The following is a 16,661-nucleotide window of genomic DNA, read 5'->3' as shown; positions in this document are numbered from 1 at the left end:
TTTAAACATTAATCATGAAATTCAGACAATTAACTTTTCTTATTGCAATAACTATTTTCTTTTTTTCCTGTGATTTACTGAACCAGGTAGAAGGGATGAAAATGCTGTCGAAATGCGAATTCCGGATTAATACTGTGACTGATATCCGTCTCGCTGAAGTAAATATTTCAAACATACAGAAAATTTCGGATGTCAAACCCCTGGAAATGCTGCAACTCACCAATGCCTATCTCAACAAACAACTCCCCCTGAACTTTAACCTGAACCTGCTGGTAAAAAACCCCAACGATCAGCCTGCTTCGCTAAACCGCCTGGAATGGATACTCTTCATTGACGACAGTCAGCTTCTCGAAGGCGTCATCAACCAAAAGTTCGTAACAAACCCCGGAGAAACAGCATCGCTGCCGCTAAAGGTTGGTTTCAACCTGGCAGATGTAATTGAAGGTGACCAGATCAATAAAATCATTAACTATGCCATGGGTTTAACGGATGGTTCAGGCAAAACGACCAGGATCATGATTAAACTAAAGCCATCCGTGATGATTGGACAGCAAAGTATCATGTACCCGGGATGGATTGAGGTACGGAATGAATTCACAGCACAATAATCCGCTTTAAAAGATGATAGAGGTCACATGTTCCATCATTGAAAAGGATGGAAAAGTTTTGGCTACCCGAAGGGCAAGTGGCAGCCACCTGGCAGGACTTTGGGAGTTTCCGGGAGGAAAAATAGAGCCAGGCGAAACTGATGAGGAATGCATCATAAGGGAAATTCTGGAAGAATTAAATCTCAATATTGAGATCATCGGGAAACTTCAGCCGGTTGAACATCTATACTCCGATAAGTCTATCCGTTTAATTCCTTTCATTTGCAAATTGTCCTCCGGGCAGTTAACCCTGAAAGATCATTCCGAATACAGATGGCTTGGTATTAATGAGCTTCAATCACTTGACTGGGCAGAGGCCGACATTAAGGTCGTAATAGAATATTTGAACATCTCCAAAGCGTGACCTCACGTAGGTGGTATCTGAATCCATTTGTGTAACCTGGAATCTCATTTAAGGAATGAATGTCAGAAAACACTTAAAATTGAAAATCAGTTTATTACAAAATATTAACAACTAATTCTTTTCACAAAACAGGTCTTCGGAAGTTCTCAAAAAGCACTACTTTTGAGGCTCAAATGGAATTGTAATGGCGAAGAATTTTCTGGAGGAGTTGAACGAAGCGCAAAGGCAGGCTGTTTTGCATACTGAGGGGCCTTCGATGGTAATAGCAGGAGCAGGTTCGGGCAAAACGAGGGTGTTAACCTACAGGGTTGCTAACCTGTTGCAACAGGGTGTTGATCCCTTCAATATACTGGCGCTGACATTTACAAACAAGGCGGCAAGGGAGATGAAGGAGCGAATCATGAAACTGGTTGGCTCGGCAGATGCCCGTAATGTCTGGATGGGTACTTTCCATTCCATTTTTGCCCGCGTTCTCCGTATTGACGGGCACTTGCTGGGTTATCCTTCCAACTACACCATTTATGATACCGACGACTCGAAGAGCCTGATCAGAACCATTGTAAAAGAACACAACCTTGACCCGAAGGTATATCAGCCGGGTTGGCTACTTGGCAGAATATCGGCTGCAAAAAGCAATCTACTCTCCGCCGCAGATTACAACCAAAATCCAGAACTTATTGAATCTGACACCCGGTCAGGCAAACCACTGACGGGACGTTTGTTCTCAGTCTATTCAGGCCGTTGTAAAAAGGCCTTTGCCATGGATTTTGACGATCTGCTCTTTAACATGAACCTACTGCTGCGGGATTTCCCCGAAATTCTGCTGAAATACCAGTCCAAGTTCAGGTATGTGCTTGTGGATGAGTATCAGGACACCAATTATGCCCAGTATATGATCGTGAAAAAGCTGGCTGCACGTCACGAGAACATTTGTGTTGTTGGCGACGATGCGCAAAGTATTTACAGTTTCAGGGGCGCAAACATCCAGAATATCCTCAATTTTAAAAAGGATTATCCTGACCTGAAGATTTTCAAGCTGGAGCAAAACTACCGTTCGACCAAAAACATTGTGGAAGCGGCCAACAGCGTTATTCAATATAATAAAGACCAGATTTTTAAGAAGATTTGGACCCAAAATGATGAAGGCTCGCTGATAAAATTACTCCGGGCAAAATCGGATATGGAGGAGGGTAACCTGGTTGCCAGTTCGATTTTTGAAACTAAAATGAGTAATCAATTGCCCAACAGCGAATTTGCCATACTTTACCGCACCAACGCACAATCCCGCTCCATTGAAGAGGCATTGCGCAAACTCAATATCCCTTACCGGATTTATGGCGGGCTTTCCTTTTATAAACGAAAGGAAATCAAAGACCTGCTTGCTTATTTCCGGCTGGTTGTAAACCCATCGGATGAGGAGGCGTTAAAGAGAATCATCAATTATCCGGGAAGAGGAATCGGTGATACAACTATTGACCGGTTGGTTGTGGCTGCTGAGGGTTTAGGAAAGTCGGTATGGGAGTTAATTGAAAGCATTGACCAATATGAACTGAAAATCAACCAGGGGATAAAAAACAGGATTGGTGAGTTTGTGATGATGATAAAGCGGTTTATGGTGCAGCAAAAGAAAAGAAATGCCTATGAGCTGGCCAAAGACATTGCAAGAGCATCGGGAATACTGAAAGACCTGGAAGAAGACAAAACTCCTGAGGGGATTAGCCGTGTGGAAAACATTGAGGAATTACTCAACGGCATCAAGGAATTTTCTGAATCGGAAGACGAAAATATATTGGAAGAGGACAATTCCCTGCGAACGCTCGATATGTATTTGCAGGACATTTCATTGCTCACCGATGCCGACCAGGATGATAAAGACGACAACAACAAGGTTTCACTGATGACGATTCATAGTGCCAAAGGGCTGGAGTTTCCTTATGTTTACATCGTCGGGCTGGAAGAAAACCTGTTCCCATCCATCCAGTCCATCAGTTCGCGGGCCGACCTGGAAGAAGAGCGGCGATTGTTTTATGTGGCCATCACCCGTGCCGAAAAAGCTGCCACCATATCCTATGCCGAAACCCGCTATCGTTGGGGTAATCTTACCATCAGCGAGCCCAGCAGGTTTATTGAAGAAATTGACACTGCTTTTATCGAATTCCCCCGCAAAGTTGTTAATCATCCAAGCGATCACAACAAGTTCAGGTACGATGCTGAAGTTCCATTTACAAAAAAACCGTCAACAATAAACCCTGACAAGCTGCGAAAAATTGGCGACTCAAGAGTTCCCTCCGGAAAGGAAGAGCATTTTGAAAGTTCTGACTCAGGAGATATTCAAACCGGAATGAAGGTGATGCACCAAAGGTTTGGCAACGGGAAAGTATTAAGCGTGGAAGGAAACGGCCCAAACAGGAAAGCCACCGTTTTCTTTCCTGAAGTGGGTCAGAAGCATTTGATCCTAAAATTTGCCAGGCTTAAGATTGTTGATTAACCTGTTTTGGTTAAATTTGCCAAAGTAGTAAAAGTCGATTGAGCGATGAAACAGAAAATTTCTGAAAGCATAAAATCCATCCTTCGAAATGAGTTAACACGCTCTGGCCCGGGGTCACTCTCCTATCGCCAGGGGCAAAGCCTGTATCTTAACGGACAATGTTCGCTGCTTTCAGAATCAGGACATCAATATCGTTTTTCGGTTGATGATAAATATGGTGATTTCCAGGTAGATGTTTCCTACAAAGATCAGTTGGAAACAGACTGTACCTGCAGGAGCGAGGTGCTCTGCCGGCACAAAACAGCAGCACTGCTGCAACTTGATGAGCTTTTTAAGCTTGGCGAAGATGAATTACCCCAGGATGGCATCAAATATACCCGTAAAGGTATGATTCAGCGCGTGATTGATGAACGGAAGAAAAAAGCCCAGCAGGCCGTTTACACTATCGAATTTGCCGACAATATTTTTGGTGAACACCTGCTGACCAACGAACGCGGTGTACAGTACAAGGTTACACTGCGCGACCTCACACGCAAACACGGCTATTGCAATTGTCCCGATTATAGAATCAATAAACTCGGTACGTGCAAGCATTTGATCTACACCTTTCTTCACCTGCAAAACGATCCGGGTCGCATCCCGGCACAACTACCACCCTACCCTTTTATCGAAGTTTTTCTTAACCCGTTCAGGAATAATAAAATCAGCTATTTTTTCCCTGAGAAACTCACTGGTCCTGTTGCTGAACTGTTTTATCGCTATTTTGGAAATAAAAATTATATCGAAGATAATGATGTCGAGCGTTTTACAGGATTTTTAAACAATACCGATAAGTTCAAGCAGATTCTTCTGCGACCGGAGGTCCTTGACAAGGTGAGGTTAACTAGCGAAGCAGCATCCATCCAACGGTTGAAGGAAAGCAAGAAACTCAATTTTTCGATCTTTAAAACCCCTTTGCTCCCCTTCCAAAAAGAGGGTGTGGAGTTTGCCACCTTTAATGCCGGCGCTATTTTAGCAGACGACATTGAGTTGGGCAGGATGACACAGGCGGTGGCCACAGCAATGATGAAACGTGACCTTTTCGGTTTTGGCAAAACATTGATCATTTGCCCGGCTACACTCAAACAGCACTGGAAAAAGGAAATCGAAAAAATTACTGCTGAAAAGCTAATGATCATCGAGGGTTCAATGGAGGAACGGCGGGAATTATACTGCCATTCTGATCATTATTTTCAGATCCTCAATTATGAAAATGTGCTTTCTGATCTTGACATGCTGAAAAGCAGCCATCCCGACTTTATCATTCTTGACGAAGCCCAGCGGATTAAAAATTATGCTTCTGCTATTTCTGTATCCATCCGTTCCATACCAAGGCGTCATACGCTGGTACTGTCCGGCAGCCCGTTCGATTCGAGACTTATCGAGTTGTATGCACTTGTGATGCTGGTTGATGCTGATTTACTGTCGCCGCTTTGGGAATTTTCCTACAAATATTGTTTCTTTGATGATCACAACAAAAACAACATCGTTGGTTATTACGATCTGGATGAGTTGAACCTTCGTCTCGAAAATGTTCTCCTGCGACGCGAAAAAGACCAGGTTATCAAGCAGTTGCCTCAAATCAGCAACATTGATGTACCAGTGGATATGCATCCTCAGCAAATTAAAATTCATCTTAAACTGGCCGGTGAATTGCTGGGATTATTCAGCAAAAAAATGCAGACGCCTTTTGAATTTCAGCAGGCTATACAGTTGATCAGGCAGTTGAGAATGTTAGCCGATTCTACGTTTTTGCTGGATGATCTGACGAACATTTCACCAAAAATCGATGAACTGAAATCCATTCTGAATGAAAAGATGAACCTGAGGAGAAGCCGAAAAAAAGTCATCATTTTCACTGAATGGAAAAAAATGCTTCAGATCATTGCGCGCGCCCTTCGGGTCAGTAAGATCAGGCACGTGGAAATCACCGACGATACACCAGCCAGGCAGCGTGAGCTGATCTTGAAAACATTTGAACAGGATGAAGACTGTAATGTGTTACTTTCAAGTCATGTTGACCTCAATGCATCCGATATCAGGATTGCCGACCTGATGATTAATTTTGATGCACCCGCCGACCGTGAAGCCAAGAGCCTGCGGATGGGAAGCCTTTCCGGTATCATGCAACGGCAGGGGAAACTTACCATTATTAACCTGGTGGCAAAGAACTCTATTGAAGAAAAGATTGCCGGCGGTTTGGAGATTGACCTGCCGGAGAAAAGTAAGAAAAAAGGCGATAATGAACTGCAGCAAGGATTCCCGAAAATCCTGCAATCAGAGTTGATCGAAGCGATAAAGGACATGATCAGCAAGCTGAATGCATCAAACCCTGAACAGATTTCCCCTTCAAAAATTCCTGAGACAGGACAAATGCTGATTGACTTTTCATTGGAAGAGCCCGGTTTTCCTTCGCATAAGGGATTGGTCGAAATGCCTCATCACGACGAAAAGCAGCCCCTGGAAAACAGGCTGAATATCAGTCAGGAAAAAATGAACCAGTTACTCACAAGCGGCGCGTCTATGCTTGCCCAGATGCTTAAAATAACTACAGGAGAAGAGATTGATATCGTTGAATCCTCCCCTGACTTCAATCCTGAATCCGGAGAAATTACATTGAAGTTCAGGATTATGAGTGAGGATAGTCTTTAGGCGAATTCAAAAAACCGCTCCTATCGGCCCCGTGATATGGCCAGTTGACGATTCTCTTGCTGGATGCTGGTTGATTTATATGTTGCTGTTTCTTTCATGTCTTTATCTTGATCACCCGAATGCGCCAATTGGTTATCATCTTTTGTTGTGTGCTGTTATTTATTGATACTCAAACAAAATTCTTTCTTTTTTCCCATTTAATGTTCTTTCTGCTGAAATAGGAAGTCCCAAATTATTGATATTGTATTGAACCGAAATTTCTTGTACGATTATTCCTTCCCAGTCATAATATTTTGCTTTACTCAATAAATCCTTTGAAGTAATTGTCTCTTTTTCTTCTTGATTAGGGTGAACTGGAATATGGATCAGATAAGATTTTGATACCTTGAAAAGAGGGTTTTCGATTGTTGTATATTCAAATTCAGAATAGATTAATCCGTTAAGAAATATTTTATTCACTTTCCCTGATTCATCATACTCATAGACGTAATTTAATGTGTCATTTTGAATTTTTTGTTCCAATACGATTTGTGAAATACTTTCATCTTCATAAATGAAAGTATAGACATTTATTATTTCATCATTCAATATTTCAATTTTTCTGATGCATTTGTCATTTTCATAATAGAAAGTAATCAAATCAGGACCAATCCTTGGGGCTACATAGGTGTTTAAAATACTATCTAATTTTCCCTGATTGTAGTAATATGTTTCTATTTTCTCACCAGAATCGTACTTAATATTCCATACTGATATTATTTGATTTATGTATTGAATATTTTCAATTGTTACGGGAGTTAGTTTATAATTTAATCGCCCCTCTGAGTCGTAGCCATAATTGTATTCAGTTACTAATTCGTTGTTTTCATTGTAAATTTTAAATCCTTTTATTTTACTTGACTCAATTTTAGGGTCATCTTCGCAGCCTGAAATTAGTAAGAAAATGCTTAAAGTTATAAAAAGTATGTCCTTCATTAATTATGATATAATGGTGCCTAACGTCGACTAAATCCCCAGAGCAGCCTTAAGTTTATCCACCGGTAACTTTGTGCTTAATCCTTCCGACTCGATGGTATCAAAGATAGCTTCAATGGGAATAACGCCTGTTTTTAAAATAAAAAACATCGTAGCGAAAAGTGAAGCCGTTCTGCTTCCTATTCCCCTGAAATCATAAGGAATTATCTCGGCTCCTGTTGCTGGTGCTGTCAGGCTTAGGTCAATAAAGAGCTTTCCGGATTTCATCATCTCGATGCGCTTGCGGCTATGCGCCAGTCCGTCGGAAGAAGTAACAACCACGATATCCGGAACATTGATTCCGTGAAAGTTGATTTCTGCCTGTGAAAGGTTGATTTCAGCCGTTGAGAAGCCAATACCAACGGTCACCGGATAGCTCCCTTTTTGGGTTACCTGTAGCCCTGATTTCATGGCTGCTTTGCACACGATGGTTGCAGCGAGCTGAACACCCTCACCTGCTGAGCCGCTCATCACGAGCGAAAGCGGCTGGTTAAGTTGGTGATCAAATGATTTGATGACATGCTGGGTTTTGGTGAAAAGATCGCTGGTCTTTTTTCCGGGGTGATGTGTAAATACATCCCTTTCGTTGATCCATTCACCGGGTTTACGACCGGAGGTTTCGATGATTTCGTTCAGCTTGCGGCCCGGGTTGAATTTCACCCCATAACTCGGGCAAATTTCAACTACCTCAATCATTGAAAATCCATTAACGGAGAATGTTTTAACGAATTTTTCCGAAATATCACCAATACCTGTGACCCTTGTTACGTAAGCAGCGCCGGCTGTATGTGCCAATGCGCAGATGTCGTAACCGGCAAATGGGTTTCCTTCAGCCGAGGTCGTGGTGTGAAATCCTTCAGGGGTAAGTCCGCTCGATTGCCCGCCAGTCATCCCGTAAAGCATATTGTTATGAACTACAACCGTCATGTTCAGATTGAGCCGTGCTGCTTCCATGATATGCTGAAGACCGATGGTGGCTCCGCCATCACCAATAAATACGATTACTTTTTTCCCTGATTCTTTGATCCCAAAAGCAATTCCTGCCCCCAACGCAACCGACCTTCCATGAAGCCCGTGAATCGTCTGGGTATTCAAACTGCGGTCGATAATTCCGTGACAACCAATATCAGTAACCATAATGACATCCAACGGATGCAAGCCCATATGTTCAAGTGCTTTCGCAGTATTTTTCGAGATCAAATCATGACCGCAGCCTTTGCAGAAAGGTAATGAGTCGGTATTTAATATCTTAACATTCATGCTTTTATCTCCTCAATAATTTGTTGTGGTGTGATCATTTTCCCCAATGCACCGACAAACCGGATGTGTTCAGGTTTATTTATACCGAAAAGCAGCGAGCCGAACTGGTTATTCATATTTTCTTCCGCAATTGCAACCACTTTGTACTGGCTAATTATTTCGACATACAAGGCCGGAACGGGCAGTAATGTTTTCGGGATGAGAAGTGAAACCTTTTTTCCTTCACTGCGAAGCACTGCAACCGCATCTCGGGCTGCCGATGCGGTAATTCCATAAGCAACCACAATGCTGTCCGCACCTTCCTGAGCATCATATTCGAACCGCAGGTGACATTTCATCCTGTGGTGCATTTTTTCCTCCAGTCTTCGCGTATTGGCGAGCGCCTCTTCGGTTGAATGTTGCAAAATACCCATCTGGTCATGCGTAGAAGCATTGATCCTGACCTGGTGGAGGTTTTGAGCAAGTGGCAAAAATTCAGGAACCATATCTGTGGGTTTATACGACTTGTATTCACAGTCCTTGTCATAAAATTTATGCTCTACTTTTTCTATTTCAGGTAGTTTGCTCAGGTCGAGACTTTTGTGTGTCATCACCTCTTCTTTTGAAGAAAGCAGGATCACAGGTGTTCTGAGTTTAATTGCCATTGTAACTGCCTCAGCTGATAAATTCCAACAATCCTCAAAGTTTGATGTACATAAAACAGGAATCGGATGGCCTCCCGAAATCATCCCTTTTAACAGCAGCAGGTCGCCCTGTGCTCCGTTTGTGGCAGTACCTGTTGCAGGTCCAAGTCGTTGAACAAGGATGATCACCATGGGTAACTCCATCATGTAGGCCATATTGATCGACTCAAGCATAAGGGCAAAACCGGGGAATGATGTTGCTGTAACAGGAATTCTCCCAATTGCAGAAAGCCCCGACATCCATTGTAAAGTGGAGATTTCGTCGGGTGCGGCAAGCATCATCTCCATTCGTTGACTTCCGTAGAGATAAAGCAAATTGGCCGGAGTGATGGGATAACCGATGAAGGTATCAGCACCTGCGCGTGCAAGCGACTCGATCATCAGCCGCGAACCATCTATCAGGGTCCGGCGTTCGTTCGTGATTTGTTGCATGAAAAAGTACTTTTTTCGTATGATGAAAATTTTTGCAAAAATGTGATTATTTCCTGATTTTTCAAGCCTTTTGCGGTCTTTTAGAATAAAAAAATGTCTTAGCAGATAATTCCTGACAAGAATCAAAGAACCAGTCTCAGCTTTTAAACTTTGAGCTATTAACATATTTTATGCATAAATTTGGTTCATAAGGCATTCACTAAATGTGATCTATGAAAATTGTTTTAATTTCGCCCGCTCAAAAATTTATTCATTTAATCAATCATTTTATGCGACACGTTTTAACATTCATTATTGTAATGTTCCTTGGCGTAAATCTCCTCCATGCCGGTGGATATCAGGTCAGGTTACAGGGACAGCGTCAAACTGGGATGGGACTAATTGGCACGTCCCTGTATGGAGATGCGAGCAGCCTCTTCTTCAATCCGGCGGGTTTATCAAAAATAAATGGGAAGTATAGTTTTTCTGCGGGTATGAGTCAAATCTTAAATAAGGTTGGATTCAGACTCGAAAACACTTACAATACGGTTTATAACGACAATCCAATCGGGACCCCTTTTTATTTTTATGGTTCAATGATGGTAACAGAAAAGTTAGCCCTGGGAGTTGGGGCTTACACCCCATACGGTTCTACAGCGGTTTGGGGTGATGACTGGGTTGGAGCAAGTCTGGTTCAGGATCTCTCCCTCAAGGCTGTTTTCATTCAACCCACTGTATCCTATAGGTTTAACGACATGATCAGTATCGGTGCAGGCTTTGTGATCTCTACCGGAGATGTTGAACTGAACAGGGCTGCACCTTACAATAGCCCGACCGTTGACGGCCAGGCTACTCTTCAAGGCGACGCAACAGCTTACGGATACAATGTTGGCGTGCTGGTTACACCGGGAGATCGCTGGAGCATTGGTGCAAGCTACCGTTCGGAGGTCATCATGTCGGTTGAGGATGGCGATGCAACATTTACCGTTCCAACTTCAATAGGACCAATTATTCCTGCTCAAAACAAATTCAGTGCTGATCTGCCTTTACCGGCAAACCTTGATTTTGGAATTTCTTACAAGGCAACTGAAAAATTGTTGCTTGCTGCCGAGGTCAATTATATTTTCTGGGATGTTTATGACAGTTTGAAATTCGAATTTGAACAAGTACCAGATTTACTCAACTCAAGTAATCCGCGATTATACAGCAATTCGCTGATCACCCGTGTGGGCGCCGAATATAAATTCAGTGACATTGTTACAGGTCGTGCCGGGTTCTATTATGATCCTACACCTACAGATGAAAATTACTTCACTCCGGAAACACCAAGTCTTACAACCTATGGTTTCACTTTGGGAGTATCAATTTATCCTATCGAGAATTTTGCCATCGAGCTTTCATATCTGCATCTTGAAACGCAAGAAGCTACAAAATCATACGCCCCAGCCAACTTCACTGGCGATTACCAATCGAGGACTTTAATCCCCGGTGTAGGGCTCAGGTATAATTTCTAACCATTAACAACGAACAAGATGAACATAAAGAACTTATTATTTATAGTGATTGCGGCATTATTATTTGCCTGCAAACCTGAATTGGATGAAGTAAACATCAGTTCCGGAAATGTTGATTTTTCAAAATATGTTGCTATAGGTAACTCGTTGACAGCGGGTTATACTGATGGAGATCTGTTTATTTCAGGTCAGACCAACTCCTACCCTTCCATTCTTGCAGACCAGATGATGGCTGCAGGTGGTGGAGAATTTAGACAACCGATGATGACGGATGAATATGGATTTGGCAGAAGATTTCTTCTCGATGCCACTCTGCAGCGCCCTGTTCCGGCTGGTGTTCCGGTTAATCAACAGAATTTTGCTTCAATTGCCAACCAGGGGCCATTTAATAATATGGGTGTGCCCGGAGCAAAATCGTTTCACCTGGTACCTGGCGCCGAATCCTTTAGTTTGCAAAATCCTTATTATGCCCGTTTTGCGGCCCAGCCGGGTGTTTCTACCGTGCTCGGTGAAGCCGTTGCACAAAATCCGACCTTTTTTACTGCCTGGATCGGTAATAACGATGTATTGGGTTATGCTTTGGCAGGTGGCGCCTCAGATAGTATTACCAGTATCGGGTTGTTTTCGCTAGCTCTTGGTGGAGTGCTGCAACAGTTAACTTCAACTGGCGCCAAAGGGGCAATTGCCAATATTCCCAGCATCACTGCAGCTCCCTATTTTACATTTATGAATACACAATTGCCATACAATGGACTTGTACTTACTGAACCGGCCCAGGTAGCTGCTCTTAACACAGGATACGCCCCGCTGAATACACTGATTAAGTTGTTAGGTTCGACAGACACGCTTGTTTTTGCTTTAGGTCCAAACCCGTTTGTAATTGTTGATAAAGATTTACCATGGGGAATGCGCCAAATGAAAAGCGGAGAGCTTTTCCTGCTTACACTCCCCACCGATTCAATCATCAATCACGGTTACGGAAGCATGTCGCCGATACCAAACAAATACGTTCTCACAGGGGCTGAATTGGATCGTATCAATTCAGCAATCAGTGCATATAACCAAACAATTATGTTCTTTGCCAACGATCTCGGTCTGGCTTACATGGATGCAAATGCTCTGATGGAAAAAGTTTCCACGACAGGATTAACTGTTGACGGCATAACTTTCACAAGTACTTTTGTAACCGGAAACACTTTTTCGCTTGATGGCATTCATCTCACAGGAAGAGCCAACGCAATAGTGGCTAACGAATTCATCAAATCAATCAACTCGAAGTATGGTTCTGATCTGAAAGAGGTAAGTCCTTTATTTTACTCCGGATTATATTACTATTAAAATTGATTTTCAACAATATACAAACCCCGGTGGTACAATGTGTGCTGACGGGGTTTTTCATTTTTTACCATGATAAGAAAACTTCTTTTTGCCACCAATAACCGGCACAAGCTTGAGGAGATACGCAGTGTTGCAGGTTCTGATATTGAAATTCTCAGTTTGAATGACATAGGATTTAAGGCAGAAATCCCCGAAGATTTTGAAACTTTACCGGAAAATGCATTACAGAAAGCCCGGTTTATTCATGACAGGACAGGGATGGATTGTTTTGCAGACGACACCGGACTTGAGATTGATGCACTTGAAGGAAAACCGGGAGTAAAATCGGCCCGCTATGCCGGCGAACAATGTAATGCTGAAGATAATATGATGAAAGTCCTTTCGGAAATGGGCGATGCTAAAAACCGGAGTGCCCGATTCAAAACTGTGATTGCCATGATCATGGATGGAAAGGAGTATTTTTTTGAGGGAATTGTTGAGGGCGAAATAATCAATCAGAAACACGGGGAAAGTGGATTCGGTTACGATCCTATTTTCAAACCGAAAGGTTATAGCCAGACATTTGCTGAAATGAGCGCAGAAGACAAAAACAAAATAAGTCACCGCGCGAGGGCTGTTCAGCGGTTGATCGAATTTTTGAAGGATGAGGAAAAATCCGTTTAATAATTCCTTCTTGATTTGAATAAACAAAAAACTGGTTTTGATTTCTTCAAAGTGAAAAGGTGTAATTGATGATTGGCAATTGAAAGGCATTAAAATCTGAATTAACCGCTATTTTAAACAATAGCTCAATCCAGGTGTTACTCACAGATTATGAATTCATTAATGTCCGGCAATAATTGAACTTAAAAAAAAGGAATTGAGTTTCATCACTTTCTGCCCGAATGCGTCTTTCGTGCAGGCGTTCGTGCTACAGGCATTCCTTTGGCACGAATGAAGTGAGGATTCTCCTTCATATTTTTCTACCCTTTTTAAATTTTGTCGGTCAGTAGTGAAAAACAATGAAACAGCAGAAGGTAAATGAATACTCAGCAAAAATCGGTTTTCCTCTTATGGGCAGGTATCTTGTTGATATTCCTCTCTGCATGTAAATCAGATACTAAACAGATAAGCCGGAATGCATTTTCACAAACCGAAATCATCGAGCCGCCGATTGTAATAAAAGCTGGCCAGCCGGTGGTTCATTCATTAGCTGACTATCCTCCACCGGAAACCATAGATTTATCAAAGAAGCCTTCGCCCGTAAAACAAACGGCTGACTTTTTTATCAACATGCAAAACTTCAATACCGACCATGGTCTGGCATTGAGCAGTGTTCTCAGCGGGTTCAGAGACAAAGCCGGAAATCTTTGGTTTGGCACATTCGGGAATGGCGTAAGCAAATACGATGGGAAATCATTTACAACTTACAACTCATCTCATGGTTTGATCCACAACCTCGTTGAGGCAATTACCGAAGACAGCCATGGCAACATTTGGTTCAGCACCTATGGAGGCGCAAGCAAATACAATGGTGTATTTTTCGAAAACTTCACCACTGAACAAGGGCTTCCCGGTAACCATGTCAATAGAATCATTGAAGATAATAGGGGAAATATATGGTTTGCCACCCGCAGCGGATTGTGTCGGTACAATCAGGATAAAAATGATACCGGAAACAGTCAATTTATCAATTATAATGAAAAATCCGGCTATACCGGAAATTATGTCGGAGGAATTATTGAAGACCTCAAAGGTAATCTCTGGATTTCGACTGACAATGGCGTATTGAAATATGACCCAGTTGCCGATGCGAATGGAGAAATCCCATTTGCCGACTATTCCAGCTCAATTGGTTTGGTAAATAAATGGGTGAACTGCATCGCTGCAGACAAAAGTGGCTTGCTGTGGTTTGGTACTAATGAAGGCGTTTTCCGATTTGATCCAGGCGAAAATCGAAGAAATAGATTATCCTCTTTGATCTACACAATGACTGACGGGCTTGTAAGCAATAAGATTACTTCTATCCTGGAAGATGGGGCAGGTAATATATGGTTTGGATCGGATGAAGGTGTCTCTGAATTCATAAAAAAGGATTCCTCATTTATCAACTATACTTCTGAGCAGGGGTTGGCAAGCAACGCTGTTGTGTGTATGGTTGAAGACAATGCCGGGAGCATTTGGTTTGGTACAAAGGGAGATGGCCTGAGCAGATTTGATGGTAAGAGTACAATTGAATATACTGATAAGCAAGGGCTTCCCGACAAAACCGTTTTTTCGACGGCAGAAGATCAAAACGGCGACATCTGGATTGGGGCAGAAAAAAGCGGGCTAACAAAATTCACGCAAGGCCATAAGGATTTGAAAAATGGATACTTTGTTAACTATTCATTCAATCATGGCCTGAGAGATGGAAGCATCATGAACATGTTAGTCGATAAATCCGGCAACCTGTGGTTCGGTTCGGGTTATGGTTTAAGTAAATTCGACAATAAATCTGTTACAACCTGGAGTACAGCGCAGGGACTGATTACCAATAGTGTGATCAGCCTTGAGGAAGACAGCAAAGGGAACATCTGGTTTGGAACCTACGAAGGTGGATTGAGCAGGTTTGATGGCAAATCATTTACCAACTACACCCCGGAGCAGGGGCTTGTGCACAATACGGTCTGGAACATACACCAGGACAAAACCGGAGCAATCTGGTTCGCAACCCGGGGCGGATTGAGCAGGTTCGACGGGGAAAACTTCATCAACTTTACCACAGCACAGGGGCTGCCCGACAATAAACTGTCCATCGTTACTGAAGATAGCCATGGTAACCTGCTCACCGGAAGCTGGGGCGGAGGAGTATCCATCATCAGAAAAAAATGGATGGAAATGTTGAGTTTGAAAGATGTTTCGCAGATTGAGCAAAACATTTTCGAAAACTACAGCACAGCTCATGGCCTTCCCAATGATGTAGTTTATGGCATTCTGGAAGATCATGATGGCAACATCATCATAGGCACGAGCAAAGGATTTACCATTCTCAAAGGCGGATTAAGCGCAGACGGGGACAAGATTGCAAAAGAAGGGGTGGAACATTTTAACCAGCAAACCGGCTACCCGATAAAAGACGTAAGCAACAATTACGCTATGATGATTGACAGCCGTGGTGAGGTTTGGGCGGGAACGGGAGATAAACTCGTGCGCTTTGACTACAAAAAAGTGCGCAGAAATACCCGTGCTCCGCAGGTGATCATCCAGAGTGTTGGTATTAACCATGAAAACATCAGTTGGCACAGCCTGCAGAGAGCAAGAGAAGGCAACGTTCACGAATCCTCCAAAACCATTCCTGCTTATGTGCATAACGAATTAAACGTTTTCGGTAAACAGCTTAGCGAACCCGAACGCGATACATTGATTGGTAAATTCGGCAAAATCCGCTTCGACCGCATCAACCCGTTCAATGCGATTCCTGGAAACCTGGTTTTACCCTACACGCACAACACCATCAGGTTTGATTTTGTGGGCATTGAAACTGCCAAACCATTTTTGGTTCAGTACCAATTTATGCTCGAAGGAAGCGACAAACATTGGAGCCCACTGAGCAATAAAACTACGGCTGAATATACCAACCTCAGTCATGGCAATTATACCTTTAAACTTCGGGCCTTAAGCCCTGACGGCATTTGGAGCGAGCCCATCAGTTACGGTTTTAAAATATTGCCCCCCTGGTGGTTTACCTGGTGGGCAATTGGTTTGTACACATCGTTGTTTTTCCTGGCGCTGTTTGGGGTCAGGCGCTATGAAATGAACCGAATCCTCCTCCGGAACCAATTGAAACTTGAAAAAGTAACCACAGATTCGCTCCGGAATCTGGATCAGTTGAAATCACACTTTTTTGCCAACATCTCGCATGAATTCCGAACCCCGCTTACATTGATACTGGGACAAATTGAAAGCGTGATGTCTTCAGCCATTGACAACAGGGAAAAAGGAAAATTACAGATCGCAAACCGCAACGCCCGAAGGCTGCTGGCTTTGATCAATGAACTGCTCGATTTGTCGAAGCTTGAAGCAGGAAGCATGGAACTCAAAGCGGCAAAGCACAATATCGTGTCATTCCTGAAAAGTCTTTTCTATTCATTTGAATCTCTGGCAGCCACAAAAAAAATTGAACTCGGATTCGTAGCTGCAACAGATCATATTCCGGTGCTTTTTGATCCCGACAAAATGGAAAAGGTGTTTTACAACCTTATGTCGAATGCGTTCAAATTTACCCCTGAA

General features: G+C 42.8%; 11 protein-coding genes. 8 read left to right on the top strand and 3 right to left on the bottom strand.

The features are described from left to right. Positions 1-14 precede the first annotated feature (14 nt). The 4 genes from IH598_11870 (at position 15) to IH598_11855 (ending at position 6,190) form a co-directional block, all read left to right on the top strand. Positions 15-608, top strand: coding sequence for an LEA type 2 family protein (locus IH598_11870; GenBank protein MBE0639209.1), 594 nt, complete (start codon positions 15-17; stop codon positions 606-608). Positions 609-621: 13 nt separating this feature from the next. Then, positions 622-1,011: a (deoxy)nucleoside triphosphate pyrophosphohydrolase gene (locus tag IH598_11865; GenBank protein ID MBE0639208.1), complete on the top strand. Its 390-nt coding sequence runs from the start codon at positions 622-624 to the stop codon at positions 1,009-1,011. A gap of 184 nt (positions 1,012-1,195) precedes the next feature. Beyond that, positions 1,196-3,499, top strand: a complete 2,304-nt coding sequence (locus IH598_11860) for a UvrD-helicase domain-containing protein (GenBank protein MBE0639207.1) — start codon at positions 1,196-1,198, stop codon at positions 3,497-3,499. A 45-nt stretch (positions 3,500-3,544) separates the two neighbouring features. Continuing rightward, positions 3,545-6,190 (top strand): DEAD/DEAH box helicase, encoded by a 2,646-nt coding sequence (locus IH598_11855; GenBank protein MBE0639206.1) that lies wholly within the window; start codon positions 3,545-3,547, stop codon positions 6,188-6,190. A 159-nt stretch (positions 6,191-6,349) separates the two neighbouring features. Here IH598_11855 and IH598_11850 read toward each other — a convergent pair whose 3' ends face one another. Genes IH598_11850 through IH598_11840 form a run of 3 tightly spaced genes read right to left on the bottom strand, consistent with a single transcriptional unit; the run spans position 6,350 to position 9,579 of the window. Then, positions 6,350-7,165 (bottom strand): hypothetical protein, encoded by an 816-nt coding sequence (locus tag IH598_11850; protein MBE0639205.1) that lies wholly within the window; start codon positions 7,163-7,165, stop codon positions 6,350-6,352. 30 nt (positions 7,166-7,195) lie between these two features. Continuing rightward, positions 7,196-8,464 (bottom strand): 2-oxoacid:acceptor oxidoreductase family protein, encoded by a 1,269-nt coding sequence (locus tag IH598_11845; protein ID MBE0639204.1) that lies wholly within the window; start codon positions 8,462-8,464, stop codon positions 7,196-7,198. Continuing rightward, positions 8,461-9,579 carry a hypothetical protein gene (locus tag IH598_11840; protein ID MBE0639203.1) on the bottom strand — a complete coding sequence of 373 codons (1,119 nt, stop codon included), beginning with the start codon at positions 9,577-9,579 and terminating at the stop codon, positions 8,461-8,463. Before IH598_11840 ends, IH598_11845 begins: the two co-directional genes overlap by 4 nt. Positions 9,580-9,848: 269 nt before the next feature. Here IH598_11840 and IH598_11835 point away from each other — a divergent pair, with 269 nt between their 5' ends. From IH598_11835 to IH598_11820, 4 genes are all read left to right on the top strand, one after another. After that, a complete protein-coding gene (locus tag IH598_11835) occupies positions 9,849-11,072 on the top strand; it encodes an outer membrane protein transport protein (protein ID MBE0639202.1) in 1,224 nt (407 codons plus the stop codon). A gap of 18 nt (positions 11,073-11,090) precedes the next feature. Further along, complete coding sequence (locus tag IH598_11830) at positions 11,091-12,410, top strand: hypothetical protein (protein ID MBE0639201.1); 1,320 nt, start codon at positions 11,091-11,093, stop codon at positions 12,408-12,410. 69 nt (positions 12,411-12,479) lie between these two features. Beyond that, the gene (locus tag IH598_11825; protein MBE0639200.1) at positions 12,480-13,073 is read left to right on the top strand and encodes a non-canonical purine NTP diphosphatase; all 594 of its coding nucleotides are present in this window, start codon (positions 12,480-12,482) and stop codon (positions 13,071-13,073) included. Positions 13,074-13,430: 357 nt separating this feature from the next. Beyond that, positions 13,431-16,661: hypothetical protein (locus IH598_11820; protein ID MBE0639199.1), on the top strand; the 3,231-nt coding region annotated here is incomplete at its 3' end.

It is taken from the genome of Bacteroidales bacterium (assembly GCA_014860585.1).
Classification (GTDB): Bacteria; Bacteroidota; Bacteroidia; order Bacteroidales; family 4484-276; genus RZYY01.
The sequence above is the reverse complement of the archived record's forward strand: the minus strand, read 5'-3'. Positions and strand labels throughout refer to the sequence as shown.